15 protein-coding genes and 1 CRISPR repeat array are annotated in these 20540 nt (G+C 61.3%); of the genes, 10 read left to right on the top strand and 5 right to left on the bottom strand.

The window, feature by feature from the left end; translation table 11 throughout:
* From EAW56_RS09835 to EAW56_RS09825, 3 genes are all read right to left on the bottom strand, one after another.
* The coding region (locus tag EAW56_RS09835; protein ID WP_122086346.1) for a class I tRNA ligase family protein at positions 1 to 1483 on the bottom strand (1483 nt) is incomplete at its 3' end.
* A 232-nt stretch (positions 1484 to 1715) separates the two neighbouring features.
* Positions 1716 to 3455 carry an ATP-binding protein gene (locus EAW56_RS09830; RefSeq protein WP_122086344.1) on the bottom strand — a complete coding sequence of 580 codons (1740 nt, stop codon included), beginning with the start codon at positions 3453 to 3455 and terminating at the stop codon, positions 1716 to 1718.
* Between the two features lie 139 nt (positions 3456 to 3594).
* Positions 3595 to 4143 carry a flavodoxin domain-containing protein gene (locus tag EAW56_RS09825; RefSeq protein WP_122086343.1) on the bottom strand — a complete coding sequence of 183 codons (549 nt, stop codon included), beginning with the start codon at positions 4141 to 4143 and terminating at the stop codon, positions 3595 to 3597.
* A 160-nt stretch (positions 4144 to 4303) separates the two neighbouring features.
* A CRISPR array of direct repeats spans positions 4304 to 9091; the repeat unit is 28 nt; unit sequence GGCTCATCCCCGCTCACGCGGGGAGCAC.
* A gap of 303 nt (positions 9092 to 9394) precedes the next feature.
* Between EAW56_RS09825 and cas3 the strand changes: the two genes are divergently transcribed.
* The 10 genes from cas3 to EAW56_RS09775 all read left to right on the top strand — a co-directional run bounded on the left by cas3 (position 9395) and on the right by EAW56_RS09775 (position 19765).
* Positions 9395 to 12229 carry a CRISPR-associated helicase Cas3' gene (gene cas3, locus EAW56_RS09820; protein ID WP_122086347.1) on the top strand — a complete coding sequence of 945 codons (2835 nt, stop codon included), beginning with the start codon at positions 9395 to 9397 and terminating at the stop codon, positions 12227 to 12229.
* Between the two features lie 69 nt (positions 12230 to 12298).
* Positions 12299 to 13999, top strand: coding sequence for a type I-E CRISPR-associated protein Cse1/CasA (gene casA, locus EAW56_RS09815; protein WP_122086341.1), 1701 nt, complete (start codon positions 12299 to 12301; stop codon positions 13997 to 13999).
* On the top strand, positions 13992 to 14627 hold the full coding sequence (gene casB / locus EAW56_RS09810; protein ID WP_122086339.1) for a type I-E CRISPR-associated protein Cse2/CasB: 636 nt from the start codon (positions 13992 to 13994) through the stop codon (positions 14625 to 14627). Before casA ends, casB begins: the two co-directional genes overlap by 8 nt.
* A 30-nt stretch (positions 14628 to 14657) precedes the next feature.
* Positions 14658 to 15794: a type I-E CRISPR-associated protein Cas7/Cse4/CasC gene (gene cas7e, locus EAW56_RS09805; protein WP_095555609.1), complete on the top strand. Its 1137-nt coding sequence runs from the start codon at positions 14658 to 14660 to the stop codon at positions 15792 to 15794.
* A complete protein-coding gene (gene cas5e / locus EAW56_RS09800) occupies positions 15794 to 16513 on the top strand; it encodes a type I-E CRISPR-associated protein Cas5/CasD (RefSeq protein ID WP_095555608.1) in 720 nt (239 codons plus the stop codon). Before cas7e ends, cas5e begins: the two co-directional genes overlap by 1 nt.
* Entirely contained in the window at positions 16510 to 17208 is a 699-nt protein-coding gene (gene cas6e, locus EAW56_RS09795) for a type I-E CRISPR-associated protein Cas6/Cse3/CasE (protein ID WP_095555607.1), read from the top strand. Before cas5e ends, cas6e begins: the two co-directional genes overlap by 4 nt.
* Positions 17209 to 17211: 3 nt before the next feature.
* Entirely contained in the window at positions 17212 to 18150 is a 939-nt protein-coding gene (gene cas1e, locus EAW56_RS09790) for a type I-E CRISPR-associated endonuclease Cas1e (protein WP_095555606.1), read from the top strand.
* Positions 18147 to 18491, top strand: a complete 345-nt coding sequence (gene cas2e / locus EAW56_RS09785; protein ID WP_095555605.1) for a type I-E CRISPR-associated endoribonuclease Cas2e — start codon at positions 18147 to 18149, stop codon at positions 18489 to 18491. The genes cas1e and cas2e overlap by 4 nt, the downstream gene beginning before the upstream one ends.
* Before the next feature lie 54 nt (positions 18492 to 18545).
* Entirely contained in the window at positions 18546 to 19334 is a 789-nt protein-coding gene (locus EAW56_RS09780) for an NADPH-dependent oxidoreductase (RefSeq protein ID WP_122086337.1), read from the top strand.
* Entirely contained in the window at positions 19334 to 19765 is a 432-nt protein-coding gene (locus EAW56_RS09775; protein ID WP_122086336.1) for a DUF488 domain-containing protein, read from the top strand. Before EAW56_RS09780 ends, EAW56_RS09775 begins: the two co-directional genes overlap by 1 nt.
* 1 nt (position 19766) lies before the next feature.
* Here the strand turns inward: EAW56_RS09775 and EAW56_RS09770 are convergent, their stop codons facing one another.
* Both EAW56_RS09770 and EAW56_RS09765 read right to left on the bottom strand, forming a co-directional pair.
* The gene (locus tag EAW56_RS09770; RefSeq protein ID WP_122086334.1) at positions 19767 to 20174 is read right to left on the bottom strand and encodes a cupin domain-containing protein; all 408 of its coding nucleotides are present in this window, start codon (positions 20172 to 20174) and stop codon (positions 19767 to 19769) included.
* A gap of 211 nt (positions 20175 to 20385) precedes the next feature.
* A partial coding sequence (locus tag EAW56_RS09765; protein WP_147453278.1) for a response regulator transcription factor occupies positions 20386 to 20540 on the bottom strand: 155 nt, incomplete at its 5' end.

Here is a 20540-nt window from a genome sequence, read left to right as displayed (position 1 = left end):
GCAGCTTGTACTGGATCTTCTCCGCGCCCTTGTGCTTCTCGACGATCCACCGCAGCGCCGCTTCAATCGCCTCGGCCTTCCCCAACCCGTTCAGGTCAAGGCCATCGTTGTTGGCGGAGTTAATGTGCGTTGCATCGCCGGTGAACGCGGCCTCGGAGACGTCGCCCTCGATCACGGGGACGATGGGCAGGCCGAAGGCGGTGGCGAACTCGTAGTCGCGGTCGTCGTGCGCCGGCACCGCCATGACCGCGCCCGTGCCGTAGCCGGTGAGCACGTAGTCCGCGATGAAGATGGGGACCTGCTCGCCGCTGACCGGGTTGGTGGCGTACGTGCCCAGGAAGACGCCGGTCTTTTCCTTGTTCTCCTGGCGTTCCACGTCGGACTTGGCGGCGATGGAGAGCTTGTAGGTGTCCACGGCTTCGCGCGGTGTGGCCTGGCCGTTGGTCCAGCGCTCGTCTGTGTTTTCTGGGTAGGTGTCGGCCACGAGGGCGTCGACAAGCCCATGCTCGGGGGCGAGTACGACGAAGGAGGCGCCGAACAGCGTGTCCGGGCGGGTGGTGAAGACAGTGATGTCGCCCGCGGCGGACTCGAAGTTGACCTCCGCGCCGCGCGAACGGCCGATCCAGTTGCGCTGCATGCTCTTCACCTTGTCCGGCCAGTCCAGCAGGTCAAGGTCGTCGAGCAGGCGGTCCGAGTAGGCGGTAATGCGCATCATCCACTGGCGCAGGCGCTTGCGGAAGACCGGGAAGTTGCCGCGCTCCGAGCGGCCCTCCGCCGTGACCTCCTCGTTAGCCAGCACCGTGCCCAGGCCGGGGCACCAGTTGACCATCGAGTCGTCGAGATAGACGAGGCGGAATTCGTCGATAGCCTGGTGCTTCTCTGCCGTGGTGAGGTCGCGGAAGTTGCGGCCGTCCTTGGTCGTGCGCGCGCCGGTCATGAGGTCGCGCACCAGGTCCTCGATCGGGCGAGCCTTCTGCTGCTCCTCGTCGAACCAGGCGTTGTAGATCTGCAGGAAGATCCACTGCGTCCACTTGTAAAACTCCGGGTCCGTCGTTGCCACGGAGCGGCGCTTGTCGTGCCCCAGGCCCAGCTGGTCCAGCTGGCGGGTCATGTTGTCGATGTTCTTCTCCGTGGTCGTGCGCGGATGCGTACCCGTCTGGATGGCGTACTGCTCCGCAGGCAGACCGAACGCGTCGTACCCCAGCGTGTGCAGGACGTTCTTGCCCAACATGCGGTTGTAGCGGGCGAACACGTCCGTCGCGATGTAGCCCAGCGGGTGGCCCACGTGCAGACCCGCGCCCGAGGGGTACGGGAACATGTCCTGGACGTTGAGCTTCTCCTTCGGCAGCTCCTCGCCGGTGGCCAGGTCGCCGACCGGGTTGGGGGCGTTAAACGTGCCGTGCTCGCGCCAGTACGACTGCCATTTCTGCTCAATGTCGTTGGCCAGCTCTGCGGAATAGCGGTGCGGGGTCGCGTCAGTCATAGTTAAGCAGTGTAGTAGGCCCGGCGCGGTCAGGGACTATTGCTTATCGACTGCTTATCGACGCCCGGCGCTCGTGTTCCGACGACGCATTTCCCCAGAGAATTCTTTTCGGCACGATTTTCGGACCGGAAAAGATATCGGAAAGAGATAGGGCAAGTTTCAGGGCCTGGTTTCTGGCGTTTGTGCTGGTAGACGAATTGTTTCGATATCTTTTTTAATTGTTTTTGGACGCTTACGCTTTGATCCAGCGCGTGCCACGGCCACGCGGTGGGCCGGCCGGATCGATTTTCGCCTTGCCTTGGTCGCGCAAGTCCCGCAGCAACTTGCCCGCTTCCTGCGTACTTATCCCCGCACGGTCTGCGATCTCCGCGGATTGCAGCGTTCTCCCCATTTCGAGCTGCGTTTGAACCCAAGACTGCACGCCGTCGGCCAATGCCTCGCCCGTCTCCGTCCCGCCAAGGAGCTCTCGCGTTTCAGAAGAAAGGCTCCAATCGTCCGCGTTGCCCAACCGAGCGAGTACGCCAAGCTCTTCCAGCGAATCAAGAAGCTCCCGGGCCTCATTGGTTGCCTGCTGCGTCTTCACCTTCGCTGTTTGTAGAGAAATGAGCGGCGATTCGTGGAGATGTCGCAAAATAATGAGCGTTCCTACTGCGGATATTGGCTTACCGAAGCGTTTGCTCAACGCGTGAATTCCACGAACAAATTCGAGATCCGGGTTCGCCCCCGCGAAGATCACGCTCACCGCAGTCTCGGTCGTGACCACTTCGGGGGCCTCACGGCCCGAACCGATCATTGCCGCCCACATGCGATCAAAACCTCGGGAGCTTTCCTCCGCCAGTCCAAGCGCGCGCATCGCAGCCATCAAGCGGTTGTTTCTCGGCTCGGACGTCACTGTCAGTAGTCGATCCACGGCCACGCCAGGTGGCAAGGGCCCTGGCGATGTGACCTTGAGAAGACGCTTCGACTGCTCCACGACGATTGGTTTTGAAATACGCCAATCGCGGTGAATAAGCGCGTTTGAGATCGCCTCGTCGATGGCCTGGCTCGGAACTGCGGGGATCGCGACCTCCTGACCGTCGTCGAATTGCACCCTCGCGATCTCCTGCTGCACATGCGAATCGATAAGCGTACGCAAGCGAGGAAGCGCCAAAATGACTGGTGCGGAAATCTCAGTCACCTTTGGATCTTCTCCGGGGAAGTCTCGCCAGAGGTGCTGGACCGTCACGTGTGTAGGCTCCGGTTGCGCAAGCAGAATCTCGGCGGCTCGCTTAAGACCCCCGTCCTGGCGAAGTAGCCCAAGCTCGCGGAGCAAACCCGTGCGCGTGTTCGCCATCGCCGGCCCCTCTTCGCCTCTGCTTCTTCTATACAGGACGAGTTGGCGATGCACCTCCTCCACAACGTCGAGGCCCAGGTCTTCGGGCACCATATCGGTCTCACCATTGGTGTAGTCGGGGTTGCGACGAAGCGCGTCAATCGCGCGACGCGCCTCTTCCGGGATCGGCTTGCACGAAAATTTGCCGCCATCGGTCTCCCGCCGTTTTGCCGCGCCGTCCGTGCGGGTGTAGAGCGCCCTCGCTTCCGGGATACTCACAGCCAGTAACCTCGTCTCGCGGAACAGAAAACCCGTCGCCGAGACATTCATATTTGGCTTCGAGGCGTTAAAGATTTTCTGTTCAACGTCCGATTCACGCAGTTCAGTACCAGTAAACGCTTCTGGACCGGCGATCTTGTCGTGCACCCCGACGACGATGATGCCGCTGCCCACCTCGCTGTTAGCCATGCAGATCGCTTCGTCGACAAGCTTCTCGACGAGCTTTGGGCGCGCACGCCCAGCACCCTCACGGTGCGAGGGATCCTCCTTGAATTCGAGCGTCATTGACTCCTGCGAATCCGCCGTCGCACCGTCCCAAATCGCCTCCAGGGCGCCTTCAATGTACGCGGGGAGGCGGCTCAGACCGTCCGGTAACGTCATAGCGCTCAGTGTACATTTCCCCAGGGAATTCTTTTTGGCGTGATTTTTAAAGCGAAAAAGATATTGGGAAGAGATAGGGCGGGTCCCAGGGGTCGCTTTCTGACGTTTATGCTGGTAGACGAATTGTTTCGATATATTTTTATATCTTTTTTAATTGTTTTGCGCCTTTGGCTGCTTCCGCCCACGCCACGATCGCGTCGAGGCGCGAGAGGTCGACGCGATCGGTGTCCTTCTTATACATCTCGATCATCGAGCGCTCGTTTTCCGACTTCCGCGGCTTCAACTTGAGCGCGCCAATGATCCCGCGCATCACTCCCGCGTGGGCCGCGGTGAGTTCGGAGTAGTTCAGGCGGCCGGGCAGGTAGAAGCGCTGTACCTGGTCCGCCCGGTCGCCGAGCAGTTCCGCCGTGGGGTCTGCCTCTCTGACTACATGGTCTAGCGTCATGCCGACCGTGACCACACAGGTGGGGCTGGCCTGGATCGTTGTTTCCGGGAGCGACTTTACGAACTTGGCCGCCGCGTTCATCGGGCCGTGCGCTGGGGCCAGGACGATGATGGGGCCCTCTGCTGCCGTGTCGGGCACTTCAGCGTGGTTGAGTATCTCCTGCACGGTCGTGCTGAGGCGACGCGCGAGCTCCTCGGCATACTGCTTCGTGGAACCGTAGACGGAGGAGAAGTAGATGTGCATATGCACATTGTGGCACGGCTGGATGACGGGGGTGGCGCAGGAGCAAGCTGCACTGGGGTGCGGACCTCGCTGCGGGTTCCCCGGGGATCCGCTGCACCGCAACCCGTCCCGCTGACCCGGGGAGCACATGTTCGCTTAACCGTATCCCTAGCAGGTATCTGGCTCATCCCCGCTCACGCGGGGAGCACCTGCCGGTTGGTCTTGGCCATTTAGAACGGCGGGGCTCATCCCCGCTCACGCGGGGAGCACCTCGAAGGCTTTGGTGACTTCGCGGCCGTGTTCGGCTCATCCCCGCTCACGCGGGGAGCACGGTCCCGTACGGTCGACCAGTGAGAAACTGCAGGGCTCATCCCCGCTCACGCGGGGAGCACGGTCATGGTGGTGATCCTTTTGGTGGTGGTGTGGGCTCATCCCCGCTCACGCGGGGAGCACACCAGCATTCGCCGACTCGGCTTTTGCCGCGACGGCTCATCCCCGCTCACGCGGGGAGCACACCAGCATTCGCCGACTCGGCTTTTGCCGCGACGGCTCATCCCCGCTCACGCGGGGAGCACTCGAAACCACGAGTATCCTTCTTGAACTTGTTGGGCTCATCCCCGCTCACGCGGGGAGCACGGTGATCGTCCGATTCCGAATGGGCGTTTGCGGGGCTCATCCCCGCTCACGCGGGGAGCACACCTTTCTTTCAGTCGTGGCGTGAGGCGATGCGGGCTCATCCCCGCTCACGCGGGGAGCACACTTCTCCTACTACTGACCAGGGCACTCAGACCGGCTCATCCCCGCTCACGCGGGGAGCACTAGCCAACTCGTGACTATCCCGGTTCCCGGAACGGCTCATCCCCGCTCACGCGGGGAGCACCCGGTGCCTGGTGAGCCTGACCGTGAGGTTGTGGGGCTCATCCCCGCTCACGCGGGGAGCACGATGGTCTCGTCAACTACGGCGGGGCACAGCGGGGCTCATCCCCGCTCACGCGGGGAGCACTCTAAGCCTAAGGCGGATTTGGATAAGGCGCTGGGCTCATCCCCGCTCACGCGGGGAGCACAGGGGAAGATACGCACGGTCGGTGAACTGGGCGGGCTCATCCCCGCTCACGCGGGGAGCACCAAGACTGATAAGAAATTGCTTCATTTGTGGAGGGCTCATCCCCGCTCACGCGGGGAGCACTGGGGCGAGCTTGCTCACTCGCTTGAGCCACAGGGCTCATCCCCGCTCACGCGGGGAGCACAGGTCGATCAGGCTAAGTGGTGGTCTGACCGACGGCTCATCCCCGCTCACGCGGGGAGCACCTTTCTTCTTGCCAGCGCGGGCGATTGCGGCGGGGCTCATCCCCGCTCACGCGGGGAGCACTTGTGGGGTGAGTTCTGTGTTACTCATTGGTCCGGCTCATCCCCGCTCACGCGGGGAGCACGAGTGGTCAGCGGCGAGTGGCTTGTGATCCCAGGGCTCATCCCCGCTCACGCGGGGAGCACGAAGCGTGCATTGTCCGGGGTGAGGTCGCCGGGGGCTCATCCCCGCTCACGCGGGGAGCACGCTTGCTGGACTCGTCCGCGTGCCCACGCGGAGGGCTCATCCCCGCTCACGCGGGGAGCACCGAGCCGGTGGTCTCGTCGAGGGTGGATGCCAGGGCTCATCCCCGCTCACGCGGGGAGCACCCGAAGATGACGATGCTTCCCGGTCCGCTGTAGGGCTCATCCCCGCTCACGCGGGGAGCACAACCCGCCAAGCCAAGCCCCTAAGGAAGACGACGGCTCATCCCCGCTCACGCGGGGAGCACGGCTCACGAGTGCTGGTTTCCATGCGCCGCATGGGCTCATCCCCGCTCACGCGGGGAGCACCCCATCAACCAAGGAGTGCCTATTCGCCTGGTGGGCTCATCCCCGCTCACGCGGGGAGCACAGCCAGGTTTGGTCGTTGTCGGCGAGGGGGTGGGGCTCATCCCCGCTCACGCGGGGAGCACATGTGCTGTCCGTGTCCGGCTATCTCCACCGAGGGCTCATCCCCGCTCACGCGGGGAGCACCCCTGGCCACCGGCGCCGCCACCCATCTCCACGGGCTCATCCCCGCTCACGCGGGGAGCACTCAAGACCCAGCGTCTTCTGCTGCATCCCCAGCGGCTCATCCCCGCTCACGCGGGGAGCACCGCAACAACCACACCCCAGCGAGCTGCCTGGACGGCTCATCCCCGCTCACGCGGGGAGCACTGCAGTGAGCCTTTGCCGGTGACGCGCATGCCCGGCTCATCCCCGCTCACGCGGGGAGCACTTGGCGGAGGAGCACTCGCTGGCGTCGGTGGAGGGCTCATCCCCGCTCACGCGGGGAGCACTGCCTGGGAGATTCGCCACGATACCGAGAACGGGGCTCATCCCCGCTCACGCGGGGAGCACCAGACTTCGAGGTCTTTACTGTCCTCGACATTGGGCTCATCCCCGCTCACGCGGGGAGCACTCGCAAGATGACTTCTCCTACTACTGACCAGGGGGCTCATCCCCGCTCACGCGGGGAGCACCGCCAGGCAGAAGACAACAAGGGCGTTGTCGCGGGCTCATCCCCGCTCACGCGGGGAGCACGACGACCAGCTGGCCGAGTAGTTCGTCGAAGCGGGCTCATCCCCGCTCACGCGGGGAGCACTCCAGCACCACGCCGGTACCCGTGGGTCGGTCGGGCTCATCCCCGCTCACGCGGGGAGCACTCGGAGCCGACACCAATGGACTCGCCAGCGACCGGCTCATCCCCGCTCACGCGGGGAGCACATTATTTGTAGAAAACTTGGGCAGACCTTGGGGGGCTCATCCCCGCTCACGCGGGGAGCACTCCTTTTCTGCGAGGTCAAGTAGCTTTTCCCAGGGCTCATCCCCGCTCACGCGGGGAGCACAGAAAAAGGCCAGGCCCGGTGACCTGATTCATGGGCTCATCCCCGCTCACGCGGGGAGCACTCCGCGTCGTTGAGCATTTCGAGGATGTTCTCGGGCTCATCCCCGCTCACGCGGGGAGCACTGTGGAGATACCCGTGGTCAGGCCGTTGGGCAGGGCTCATCCCCGCTCACGCGGGGAGCACAGATCCGGCAGGCACCGATCCTTGTCGATGATTGGCTCATCCCCGCTCACGCGGGGAGCACTGAAGCTGCTCGCAAAAAGCTGCGGAGTCCCGGGGCTCATCCCCGCTCACGCGGGGAGCACCTACAGCCAGAGGTGACGGGCATGCGACAGTCGGGCTCATCCCCGCTCACGCGGGGAGCACAAACAGCTCGCGCTGGGCGTAGGTACATGCCGGGGCTCATCCCCGCTCACGCGGGGAGCACCTCGGTCATGTTGGGCAGGACGGCACGCGCCGCGGCTCATCCCCGCTCACGCGGGGAGCACACCGGCCCTCGTCTCGAAGCCACTGGCTCAACGGGCTCATCCCCGCTCACGCGGGGAGCACGACTTCGACCGAGAGCTGGAAACAGTGCCGTGGGGCTCATCCCCGCTCACGCGGGGAGCACCGCTTGTGCGATGGCACCTACGTGGACAAGGCGGGCTCATCCCCGCTCACGCGGGGAGCACGCCGCTTTGGTCAAGAACAGCGTCGGTTTGATGGGCTCATCCCCGCTCACGCGGGGAGCACTCGTCGGCAGCTTCGCCAATGGACTCGAGCGAGGGCTCATCCCCGCTCACGCGGGGAGCACCATGCATCGTGTCCTTTCAGTCGCTTCAGTTCCGGCTCATCCCCGCTCACGCGGGGAGCACAACCCTCCGGTGCTGGCTGACCTCATTGAATTGGGCTCATCCCCGCTCACGCGGGGAGCACTATGACGTTCGTCTTCGCCTCCACCCTGTGTTGGGCTCATCCCCGCTCACGCGGGGAGCACTCCGGCAGGTTGACGGCTCCATTCATGCGAATAGGCTCATCCCCGCTCACGCGGGGAGCACGTTTCACCACGCCGGGTACCGGCCCGAAGTTCCGGCTCATCCCCGCTCACGCGGGGAGCACCCACGGTTCAGCTGCTTGTTCAGCTCGCAAGAGGGCTCATCCCCGCTCACGCGGGGAGCACGTTCGGCGAGCCGGAGCCTGGTGGCCCGATGACGGCTCATCCCCGCTCACGCGGGGAGCACTGGATTGTGATCGACCACGACGGATACGGCGAGGGCTCATCCCCGCTCACGCGGGGAGCACAAGGCAATACGTGCGCAGCTAAGGACGCTGGGGGGGCTCATCCCCGCTCACGCGGGGAGCACCCAGATCACGTCGAGCATGGCGTTGATGGCGAGGGCTCATCCCCGCTCACGCGGGGAGCACGTCGACTCGATGGCACCTGAGGTGCGCGAGCAAGGCTCATCCCCGCTCACGCGGGGAGCACACCGCGATTTTGGTGTGAATAGTTTTGTTCCTGGGCTCATCCCCGCTCACGCGGGGAGCACCGTACGCGCCGAAACCATTCTCCGCCGATTTGGGGCTCATCCCCGCTCACGCGGGGAGCACGGGTGGGTCGAGCGGTGCGCGTCCGGTTTTCTGGGCTCATCCCCGCTCACGCGGGGAGCACCATGAGCTGCATAAGGCGCGTGGTTGCGTGCTGGGCTCATCCCCGCTCACGCGGGGAGCACATGTCTACAGCCCTCTGCATGATCACGCACACGGGCTCATCCCCGCTCACGCGGGGAGCACCCGCCGCCGACGGTGAGGGGTATTCCTGCCACGGGCTCATCCCCGCTCACGCGGGGAGCACTGTTTGGACGCCGAAAGGCAAGTGGCGACGGAGGGCTCATCCCCGCTCACGCGGGGAGCACTTAGACGCGACTGCTGGCCCCCGCATGATGTGGGGCTCATCCCCGCTCACGCGGGGAGCACGCGTACCCCGACACCGACCGCGGATTGCGCGACGGCTCATCCCCGCTCACGCGGGGAGCACTTAGGTGTCTGCGGGTTCCATTGCTGCCGCGAGGGCTCATCCCCGCTCACGCGGGGAGCACACTTGATGACCAGCGGTTATTGGAGCCGTCCACAATGCTAGCATTTAGCTTCTTCAGCAGCCCAAGCCCCGCTAACGCGGGGATGAATTACTTTCACGCCCAAACTAGGGCTCATCCCAGCACCAGCAGGGATGAAAACAAATCTATCCCGACTGAGAGCCCTGCTCAAAAGACTGAGACGTAATAACCGGCCCCATACTTCAAACTAGTTCGGGTTTGAAAGTGTGAAAACTAATGAAGTGCGCTACACTTCATACACAGACATTAATCAAGCAGTTTCAACCCTTCACTGGAGAGCTAACCATGGACGACCGACATCGCGTATCCCCCTTCGCACGCGACCTCGCCCACGCGTTCGATCTGTGGCTCATCTCGCTAAGCCCACAATCACGGGCACTCTGGGCGAAATCCGGTGACGAATCGGGGTCGCTGTCACTCCCCCAGCATTTAGCAGACACTGCTTGCGTCGCAGCTTCCATCTTCGACTCATGGGTGTCCGATCAGATGAAGTGCAAACTGTCGACGAACCTCGGGCTCTCCACTGAACAACTACGCAACCTCTATGTTTGGCTCGCAGGGCTACACGACATTGGAAAGGCCACCCGCCCGTTCCAAACCCAGATTGAGCAGAACCCCCAGTATGCACACCTCGTCAGCCAAGTCAGCGATGCCGGGCTCCCCCTCGCTCTAAACAGCTTCGAAGCACAAGCGAAAATGCCACACGGCATTTGCTCCGGCGCCATCCTCACGAGGTGGCTCGCCGATTTTGGCATGAAACGACGCGTAGCGTCGTGGCTCGCCTCGACGGTTGATGCGCACCACGGTGTGGCGTCGACAAGCAATGAGCGCCGCACCGTTGAAACGGCCATTGCTGAGTCCCCACCTCCATGGCACGCAGTCCATGAAGAACTCATTGGGACAATCACGGAACTTGCGGAGGTGGAGCCTGTACTCCATGCACTCAATGGCATCAAGAACCGGCACGCTGCCGATATTCAGATACTAACCGGCCTCATCGTCGTGTCTGATTGGATCGCGTCCAATGCCGATGCTTTTCCGATGACTACCGAACGCTCCCAAATCGAGCGACTTGAGCACGGCATTCACGCGATAGATCTCACGGGACCTTGGACTCCAGTCGTGCCGGCGAGTGACGTTGACGAGCAATACCGCGTAGCCTTCAACTGGCCAATTTCATATCGCACGCGCAGCGTCCAACGCGCAATGGCTAACACGGCCACCCAGATCACGGAGCCTTCAATCTTCATTCTTGAGGCTGAAACTGGCGTGGGAAAGACCGAGGCAGCACTGACCGCAGCGCATATCGTCGGTAAGCGAACTGGCGCTCAAGGCGTGTATTTTGCAGCTCCGACGATGGCAACCGCCAACGGACTACTTGAGCGCACCATTGAATGGGCGGAAAACACTACCGAAGCGGGGAGAGTGGCTTCACTTTACCTCGCCCATTCGAAGAACCAGCTTTCCGAACCGTATCAGCGCCTTCGATTCCGCGGGGTTGCCGAGGACGACGTCAACGAGGGACGCGGAATTACACACGGCGACGTAATCGCCAGCACCTGGATGAGTGGCCGCCGTCGCGGCCTACTCTCAAACATCGCCGTTGGCACAATTGACCAAGTACTCATGATGGCGCTCGAGCACCGATTCTCGATGCTCCGTCACGTTGCACTTGCAAGCAAAGTGATCATCTTCGACGAGGTACACGCATATGACGCGTACACCTCCGACTACCTAGAGACGACGCTCGAGTGGCTCGCTTGTTACGGCGCGACGGTCATCCTCATGTCCGCGACTCTCCCTCCCGACCGCAGACGAGCACTCATCAAGGCCTACAGCGGAACCAACCTTACCGAGAGAACCGCTGCGTACCCGCTCATCACGGTGGCCAACCGATCCGGCTCACGTTACGTCACACCGGAACCGAGCCCCACGAGCCTCGAAGCACCGATAGAGCTCATTGATGATGATCTCGATAGCCTCAGTGAACGCATGAGCCAGTTGCTTTCCGACGGTGGTTGCGCCCTCGTCATCTGCAACACCATCGCACGGGCGCAAGAGGCATATGCGCGCCTTTCACAGGACTATGCGGACGACATAGAGCTCCATCACGCAGGTTTCATGTCGTGGCAGCGCAGCAAACGAGAAGACAAGCTCCGAGCCGAACTAGGGCCGAATGCTTCGCGCAGAAGTGGACGTCCCTACCAAAAAGTCGTGGTAGCCACTCAGGTTGCCGAGCAAAGTCTGGACATCGATGCCGATGTGCTTATCACGGACCTCGCCCCCATGGACCTCATCATTCAACGTATCGGCAGGGTTCACCGCCATGAGAGGCCGGAATCCGACCGCCCCGAGACACTTCGGACTCCACAGGTGTACATCCGTGGGGTCACTCGGACAAGCGAAAGGCTGGAGTTCGACGGCGGCGCCCAAGCGATTTATGACCCCAAAATTCTGCTGTCCACATTCCTGCACCTCCCCCGGGTGTTCCGCCGGCCTGACGACATCGAGTCACTGGTCCGTCGCACCTACGGCGAAGATGGTCGCACGGTCCCTGCTGATCTTCGCGACGAATGGAAACGCGCGGAAAGTATCAGTCTCGACCGCGCAGAGAAAGCACACCAACGGTCCACACACTTCAGAATCCGTTCTCCGCGAGGACTACGAAATCTAGATGCCTTGTTCACCAAAGTGGGCGCGGCTGTTGCTCTGAGCGATGAAGAAAAGGGCACCGCCCAGGTTCGCGATGCCGAACTCTCTGTAGAAGTAATCCCGATTATCAAGACTGAATACGGGTACCGACCGTTCGCTAGCGAAAACGAGGTGTTGGATGGCGCCGAGCTCGATTACGCAACTGCACGCCATCTGGCATCTAGTACTGTCCGCCTTCCGGCGAGAATGACGAGGTGGGATAGCGATTTTAACGCCGTGGTAGATGACCTTGAGATCTCAACACCGGAAGTGTGGACCAAACACTTCCTGCTCCGAGGGCAACTCGCGCTCGTTCTCGACGAGCACGGTGAACGGGAGGTAGGAAGGTTCAGCGTCAAGTACTCGAGCACGTTAGGAATCGAAATTCTGAGCGACAAGAAGGGAGGTGTTGTAGGGATGTCCACGTAATGTTCAGATTGTTCGATCATGTTTCCCCCAACACCCCCTCAACCAACGCACTAGAAAGGAGGCCTCACTATGACCGAGACTGCACATCCCACGTTCAATCTCATTGAACAGCCATGGATCATCTGTAATACCGCAGAAGGCGCACACGCCTTGAGCATTCGTCAGATTTTTGATGGGTCATCACAACCGCTGAGTGTGGTTGGTGACTCGCCAACGCAAGATTACGCAGTACTTCGAGTGCTACTCGCCATTTTCTGGCGGGCGCACCACCACGACCTTGCTGGGCAATTGTCGTCTCAAGGAGGCCCTGACTCATTCGATTGGATCGACTGGTTCCTAGAAACGCGGGAGGATCTCCGCCACAACGGTAACGACCGGATTGTGCTGGACTACCTCAACCAATACCAGGACCGCTTCGACCTCCTCCACCCAGAAGTACCGTTCATGCAGGTCGCGGACCTGCACACCTCCAAGAACACGTTCGCCCCAGTTTCTCGGATCATTCCAGAAGCCGAACATGACTACTTCACCATGCGCACAGGAAAAGGCCGCGCGACGTTGGATTTTGCCGAAGCAGCACGGTGGGTAATCCACACCCAGGCCTATGACTACTCGGGCATCAAATCCGGAGCAGTTGGTGACCCACGACTGAAGGGAGGCAAAGGCTACCCGATCGGCACCGGATGGACTGGTATGACAGGTGGCACCGTGGTCCGTGGCGATACGCTTCTCGAAACACTGCTGCTCAACTCCACGGAGTCCGCTATCGGCGCGGAGGCAGCACTCGACAAACCCGTATGGGAACGGCCCCAGGACACTGCTACGCAGAGGATCCCTGACGCGGAGAGCATCGCACCGAAGGGGGCGGCAGACTTGGCCACCTGGCAAGAACGGCGTATTCGTCTTCAGTTCGATGCGACGGAGGTGACCGGCGTGCTGGTGACCAATGGTGACAAAATTCCCGATGCGGGCAAGAACATCTTCGGCGACCCGATGACCCCCTACCGGTACAGCAAAAACCAGACCAAGAAGGGAGTTTTGGCGTACTACCCCCAGCAATACGATACGAAGCGGACTATGTGGAAGTCGTTGGATGCCCTCATTGCTGCGGAGGGCGATGCTGGATTCGGGAACAAAGTTCATGCGCCTAAGCGGCCCGAGACTCTAGAGAACCTGAGCCGAATTGCTTACGAAGAAGATACGGATGAGGTACTCGATCTAGCGATTGTTTCCATGGCATATGGTCCCCAGAACTCATCCGTGGACACCATCGTCAGCGCTACGATGGGTCTGCCTGCTTATCTCCTCGGAGACGAAACACTCTCCCGCTCAAATCGCGCCCTTGTACGGAACGCCGCCGAAGCAACCAAGGCTGCAGCAACATCGCTCGGATGGTTCGCAGGCCAATTGTTCGTAGCAGCAGGCGGTGAATACGAGTTCAATTCAGACGCTGCTGACCGTCTCTACACGCTGCTTGAGCCAAAGTTTATCGCTTGGCTCCGCCATCTGAAGAAGACAGACATCGAGCAGGAAGCAATCGATTGGCAAGCGGAAGTACACAGAAACGTACTCGAAATCGCCGCTGAATACGTGCGAGGAGCCGGACAGAAAGCGCTCATAGGGCGTTCTTTGGATTCTTCCGATGACGGTTCATCGGCACGAATCATCAATGCGGGCTCCTTGTACCGCTCGCTTCAGCGCAAGTTGCGAGATGATCTCCCCTTGCTCCCCCAACCCACACACTCCACACCGGAGGATTCCAATGACTGAAACAATGCTACGCAAAAGCGTAGGGATGACTGTCTCATCACTGCAGCGTAATTACCTCGACCGTTCACAAACCGCGTTAGGTGCAGAAGCGCGAGGGACTCTTGCGAACCTGCGCAAGTACGCAGGCCGCCCCGTCGGCTCAGATCCACTCGCGCTGCAGGAGGTGCTGCTCCTGCTTCATCCCCAACTCAGCGAGGGCGAACTTGGAAAAGGGGCAGCCCCTTCTCCGTCCGAGCAGGCCGCCTACACTGCGCTGTGCCTCTTCGGCCTGCACATGCAAAGCTCAACGCAACCCATGCACGTTACAGAGCAAACGTTTGGCTTTGCTTGCGGACGATTGCACAGGCTCTCCGATTCCAAGTCAATCAAGTCTCGTTTTGACGCAATGCTCGTTTCCCGAGAGGAAGCGTCCCGTGGTGTGCACCTCCGGTCGCTTGTCTCCCTTCTGCGGTCGCGCCACATCCCCTTTGACTACGGGCGCTTCGCGGGCGACCTACGCAACCTGCAGAACCCGCAGTACCGCGACGGCGTCCTTCTGCGCTGGGGACGTGATTTCGCTATCGGAACCACCCGCGGCGACGCTGCAGAAACCAACGAAGCAGCCGAAAACCAAAACACCGACTCCTAAAACCCGAACAACCCAGAAAGGTTTTCCACCATGTCCCTCATTATCGACATCCATGCACTGCAAACTGTTCCGCCGTCATTGATCAATCGTGACGACACCGGTGCGCCCAAGACCGCCGTGTTCGGCGGGGTTCCGCGACAGCGTGTATCGAGCCAGTCTTGGAAGCGCGCTATCCGCAAGTACTTCGAAGATCACTTTGATTCGGACCAGATAGGTGACCGCTCTAAGCGACTCCCCGAGAAGATCGCCAAGCGACTCGAAGAAGTCGCTGGTCTGGAGCAGGCGGAAGCAATCGAACGCGTCCAGAAACTTTTCAAGGCCGCGAAAATCTCTACCGAGGTTGAGAAGGCTCAGAAAAAGACCGATGATCCCGACGCAGCGCACAACCCGTACCCTCACACCAAGTACCTCTTTTTCCTGAGTCCCGCGCAGGTTGACCACGCGGTTCAAGTACTCGGAGAGGATTGGGAGGGCAAGATCTCTAAGAAGGACGCCCAATCCGTTCTGGACGAAGATCATTCTGTAGACATGGCAATGTTTGGACGTATGGTCGCCGACGACGCCGCATACAATGTTGATGCAGCTGTCCAGGTGGCCCATGCACTCGGCGTTCATGCTTCTGCGCCAGAGTTCGACTTCTACACCGCGGTCGATGATCTCGCCGAAGAGGGCGAGGAAACCGGTGCAGGCATGCTCGGCACTGTGCAGATGATGTCTTCAACGATGTACCGCTACGCAACTGTCAACGTTGATGGGCTCGCCCAGAATCTCGATTCTCCCGCGACTGCGCGGGATGCTGCAGTGAAATTCATTGAAGCATTCGTCTCTTCGATGCCAACCGGCAAGATTAATACCTTTGCAAACCAAACGCTGCCAGAGTTGCTGTACGTTGCAGTACGAGACACCCGGCCGGTCTCCTTGGTGAACGCGTTCGAGTCGCCAGTCACGGGCACTGAGTCGGACGATCGTCGCCACGAAAGCGCACGCCGTCTCGCAGACGAGGCACGTAACGTCCAGGATGCGTACGGGTTCACCCCCAACAGCTCGTATGTCTTGGCACTTGGTGACTTGGCAGATGCTTTTGACGGTATCGCCGAGAAGGTCACGCTCGCCGAGCTCACCGACAAGCTCCAAGGAGACCTGGATCGCGCAATGGGTGATGAGTAATGAAAAGCTCTCTGCTCCTTCTCTTGAAAGGGCCCATGCAGTCGTGGGGTGATGATTCTCGTTATCAGACCCGCGCAACTGCGACCACCCCAACAAAGTCGGGCATCGTCGGCCTCATCGCGGCTGCCCAAGGGCGTCGTCGGACCGATCCTGTCGAAGACTTGGCAAAGTTACGTCTTGCCATTCGCGTTGACCAGTCCGGCAGTCTCCTTCGCGATTACCAGACTGCACAGCCGTGGCAGACGGAACCGAATGATCCGGCCAAGCTGGTGACGCGTTACTTCTTGTCCGATGCCTCTTTTGTTGCCGCAGTGGAATCTGACGACCGTGAGCTGCTGGAAGCAATTGCCGAAGCGCTACGTAAGCCTCAGTACCCGCTTTTTATGGGGCGCCGTTCATGCCCCGTCCACCCCGGTCTGGTCATTGGCGTAGTAGATGGGGCTGCAACTCAAGCGCTTCAACAACACCGGCACTGGTATGCCACTAAATCACACAAGATGGAGTCTCCCACCAAGGTCTACCTGCCCGTTTACCGGGACGGCGGACCGGGCGAAGAAGGGGCGGTCCCACGTCAAGACGTACCGCTTTCCTTCAATCCGCAGCACCGCCGCTACGGCTGGCGCGAGGTCGTCCGCGACGAAGACGTCGAGATGACTAATCCATCTGGAAAGGACCCTCAGTTCCATGACGACTACTTCGAAGCAGTGATGCGAGCATGACAACGCTCTCCAGGATTGTAATCAACCCGGTCCGGCGCGGCGGTGCAAAACTACTCACCAACACGCACGCGATGCACGCGGCTGTCCGGAGTTCGTTCCCCAACGACATTGACCTCGACGCAGGTCGTGTTTTGTGGCGAGTAGACCCACGCGAACACGAGCATGTGCTGTACATCGTCGGACCAGAGAAGCCGACCGGTGCGCATATTGTCGAGCAAGCTGGCTGGGATACTCGGCCTGCGCAGTCGACGGACTACGAAAGGTTCCTTGCCCAGCTCACCCGCGGGCAACGATGGCGTTTTGAGCTCGTGGCCAATCCAACCTTCTCTGAGGCGAACGGTGCCGGTCGCGGCAAGGTGAAGGCGCACGTCTCCGTACGCCACCAGGTTGGTTGGTTGTACAAGCGCGCCGCGGAGGCGGGTTTTGCGCTTGCACCACGCGCGGAAGACGAGGTATCGGACGAAGAGCGGGCCCGCTGGTCACCGTTAGAAAACGTCGGCGTCACCGAACGCTGGACGGATACGTTTTTTAAGAACCCGGACCGGCGTGGACGACCTGTCCGCATTGCGAAGGCGCGCTTCGCAGGCACCCTCGAAGTCACCGACCCCGAAAAGCTCCGGAAGACGCTCACTCATGGCATCGGTCGAGCCCGCGGATACGGGTGCGGTCTCATGACGCTGGCACAAGTGAGGTAATTCGTGCCTACGCCACAGGAGCTACCGATCACCCGTCACGCTTTGGCACAGATGGGTGATCGGTTGTCATTTCTCTATGTTGAACGCGCAACAGTGAACCGTGATGGAAACGCGCTAACGATCACTGACAAGCGTGGAGTCGCACACGTCCCCGCCACTCAACTCGCCGTGATTCTTCTGGGACCAGGTACAAAAATTACCTACGCGGCGATGGCACTTCTTGGCGACGCTGGGACTTCCACAGTATGGGTCGGGGAACGCGGCGTGAGATATTACGCGAGCGGTCGGCCACCGGCGAAATCTTCACGAATGGCTCTTTTGCAAGCCGAGATCGTCACGCACCAACGCAAACGTCTCGATTGTGCGCGCAAAATGTACTCACTTCGATTCCCGGGTGAAGACGTCTCTACGCTCACGATGCAACAGCTGCGGGGACGTGAAGGTTCTCGGATGAAAAAAGTGTACGCCGCTGAATCGGAACGTACCGGCGTGTACTGGGACCGACGCAGCTACGATCCAAACGATTTCGACTCATCAACGCCCATCAACCAAGCATTAACCGCAGCGAGCGCGGCGCTTTACGGCATCGCACATGCTGTAATTGCGGGCCTCGGCTTTATTCCCTCGCTCGGCGTAGTGCATACGGGAACGGATCGGGCGTTCGTGTACGACATCGCTGACCTATACAAAGCGGAGATCGCCATACCTGCCGCATTTGACGCTGTGGCGGGAGCAAGCGGGTTTCCGCATGTCGTGGTCCGTCGCTTGGTTCGCGACGCGGTCGTGGAAAAACGTCTCATGCAGCGAATGGTCAAAGACTTGAAATACGTGATGGACGTTCCAGACGACGAGCCGTTCTCCGATGCTGAACTCATGCTTTGGAGTGAACTCGAAGTCATCGCATCAGGCGTCAATTGGTCTGAGGATGAGGTCCCGACGTGATGGTGCTCGTTGTCACCGCATGCCCTGCGGGACTCCGCGGTGACCTGACTAAATGGCTTATGGAACTCAGCCCGGGCGTGTTTGTAGGTAACCCGTCCGCGCGGGTCCGTGAACTGTTGTGGGACCGAACCGTCGAGCTGTGCAAAGACGGACGAGCGCTGCTTGTGCACTCCTCCAACAATGAGCAGGGCATGGAGTTTCGAGAACACAAGCACGACTGGGAACCCACCGATTTCGATGGGCTCACGCTCATGATGCGGAAGCACAAGCGGCAGAAAGGGACGCGTCGCACGGGGTGGAGCAATGCGCGGGCGCAGCGTCGGAAGTACGGGAGGAGGTGAGGTGGGGACAACGGGGCGTCGATAAGCGATTGGCCCTGCGGTAGCGTGGGCTGCATGACTGATGCACTCGCGCCTAAGCCCGAAGACCTCTCTATCGACGCGCCGCCGGCGGTGCGCGCGCAGCTGACGCACCGCACGATCCGCGAGTTCACCGACCAGCCCGTCAGCGACGAGACGCTGGAGACGCTGTACCGCGTGGCCATGCGCACGGCGAGCTCGCGCGGGATGCAGCACGCCAGCGTGATCCGGGTGACGGATCCGGAGCTGCGGGGGCGGCTGGCGGAGATCGGTAATCAGGAGTACGTCAAGCGCGCGCCGGTGTACCTGCTGTTCATCGTGGATTCCGCGCGCAACGCCGCCATCCTGCGCGAACAGGGCTACGACCCGACCGGCGCGGGCAAGACGAAGGTGTTCGTGGAGGGGTTTACCGACGCGTGCCTCATGGCGCAAAACGTGGTCAACGCCGCCGAATCGCTCGGGCTCGGCGCGAACTTCCTGGGCAACATCCACAACGACACAGCCGCGGTGATCGAGACGCTGAAGCTGCCGCGCTACACGTTCCCCGTCGTCGGCCTCACGATCGGCTGGCCGGGGCAGAACCCGCAGCTTAAGCCGCGCATGGCGCCGGAATTCCGCGTCATGGAAAACGGCTACCAGCACCGCACCAACTGGTCCGAGGCACTCGCCGACTACGACCAGGAAATGACCACGTACTACGACCTCCGCAACGCCAACCAGCGCGTGGACAGCTACATCAACCAGGTGGTCAAGCAGCTCACGCCCAAGCGCGAGCTTCTCGACGAATCGTTGCAGGCCGCCCGCTGGCAAGGATTCATCATCTAATGCGCCTGTACACACTTGGATTTTCCCACAAGAGCGCGGAGGAGTTCTTTGACATCCTCCGCGAGTCCGGCGCGCGGCGCGTAGTGGACATCCGCCGCTCCAACACGAACCAACTCGCCGGTTTTACCAAAAAGGACGACCTGCGCTACTTCCTCAAGGTCATCCTGGACATGCCGTACACGCACGAGGTGTCGCTCGCGCCCAGCGCCGACCTCATGCACGCCTACCGGCACGACGAGATCGAGTTCGACGAGTTCGCGCGCAAGCTCCGCGCGGAGTACGACGCCGGCGAGGTCTCGTCGCTCGATCGGTCGGTCCTTAGCGACGCCGTGCTCCTCTGCTCCGAGGCCGACCCCAGCACCTGTCACCGGCTCGTCGCCGCCGAGTACCTCGCGGAGGCGTGGGACGACGTGGAGGTCGTGCACCTGTAACTTAGTGGCGTTCTCCGGTGAGCATGCTGAGCAGGAGCAGGTTGCCCTCCTCCGGGGCGTCATCCGGGCAGTACACCGCGTGCGGCACATACGCGCGCAGGTGAACGACCTCGCCCGGCCGCAGCGGGAAGCGGTCGCCGCCGCACTCGAACTCAAGCGATCCGCTGACGCACTGCACCGTGATCGGGTGCGCCGCCTTGTGGTCCGGAAGCGTCTGCCCACGGCAGAAGTTGAACACGATGAGGTTCGCGCCGTCGCCCTGCAACATGCGCTTGACCGCTGGGCGCGCGCCGCCCGGCTTCGGTTCCACGGCGTTCACGGTATCGATGCGCGTTGCGCGGTCGGCATCGTCGGTGGAGTCGGCGTCGCCGAACACTTCCGGGCGATTGACGGGGAGATCCTGGTTCATCGCTGCTCCTGGGGTGGTTTCTGGATTTGTGGGTAATTTTACCGGGTCGAGGCGTGGAATATCTGGGGGTGCGTGGGTGGTGGGGCTGGCCGCAAATAGAGCTAGCTCCGTTTGGATCAGCGGCCGAGCGGCGACCTGGGGTTTTGCAGGTGCGTTGTCGCCAAACGGAGCTAGCTCCGTTTGAGCGGCGGCCTCGGTTGTCGGCGAAACGTCACACCCAGCCGTTGTCCTCAGCAAGCCGGGCCGCCTCGAAACGGTTTCCGGCACCCGTCTTGGCAATGATGCTGGACACGTGGTTGCGCACCGTGCCGGAGGAAAGGTGCAGCGTGGCGGCGACGTCGGGGGCGCCGAGGCCTCGGAGCAGGA

The organism is Corynebacterium gottingense (assembly GCF_003693265.1).
Lineage (GTDB): Bacteria > Actinomycetota > Actinomycetes > Mycobacteriales > Mycobacteriaceae > Corynebacterium > Corynebacterium gottingense.
This window is presented reverse-complemented; position numbering and strand designations above follow the sequence as displayed.

What these genes read in the sequence shown, in the direction of transcription:
- EAW56_RS09830 (WP_122086344.1), bottom strand. Translation starts at nt 3,455, where the DNA reads ATGACGTTACCGGACGGTCTGAGCCGCCTCCCCGCGTACATTGAAGGC.
- EAW56_RS09825 (WP_122086343.1), bottom strand. Translation starts at nt 4,143, where the DNA reads ATGCACATCTACTTCTCCTCCGTCTACGGTTCCACGAAGCAGTATGCC.
- cas3 (WP_122086347.1), top strand. Translation starts at nt 9,395, where the DNA reads ATGGACGACCGACATCGCGTATCCCCCTTCGCACGCGACCTCGCCCAC.
- casA (WP_122086341.1), top strand. Translation starts at nt 12,299, where the DNA reads ATGACCGAGACTGCACATCCCACGTTCAATCTCATTGAACAGCCATGG.
- casB (WP_122086339.1), top strand. Translation starts at nt 13,992, where the DNA reads ATGACTGAAACAATGCTACGCAAAAGCGTAGGGATGACTGTCTCATCA.
- cas7e (WP_095555609.1), top strand. Translation starts at nt 14,658, where the DNA reads ATGTCCCTCATTATCGACATCCATGCACTGCAAACTGTTCCGCCGTCA.
- cas5e (WP_095555608.1), top strand. Translation starts at nt 15,794, where the DNA reads ATGAAAAGCTCTCTGCTCCTTCTCTTGAAAGGGCCCATGCAGTCGTGG.
- cas6e (WP_095555607.1), top strand. Translation starts at nt 16,510, where the DNA reads ATGACAACGCTCTCCAGGATTGTAATCAACCCGGTCCGGCGCGGCGGT.
- EAW56_RS09780 (WP_122086337.1), top strand. Translation starts at nt 18,546, where the DNA reads ATGACTGATGCACTCGCGCCTAAGCCCGAAGACCTCTCTATCGACGCG.
- EAW56_RS09775 (WP_122086336.1), top strand. Translation starts at nt 19,334, where the DNA reads ATGCGCCTGTACACACTTGGATTTTCCCACAAGAGCGCGGAGGAGTTC.
- EAW56_RS09770 (WP_122086334.1), bottom strand. Translation starts at nt 20,174, where the DNA reads ATGAACCAGGATCTCCCCGTCAATCGCCCGGAAGTGTTCGGCGACGCC.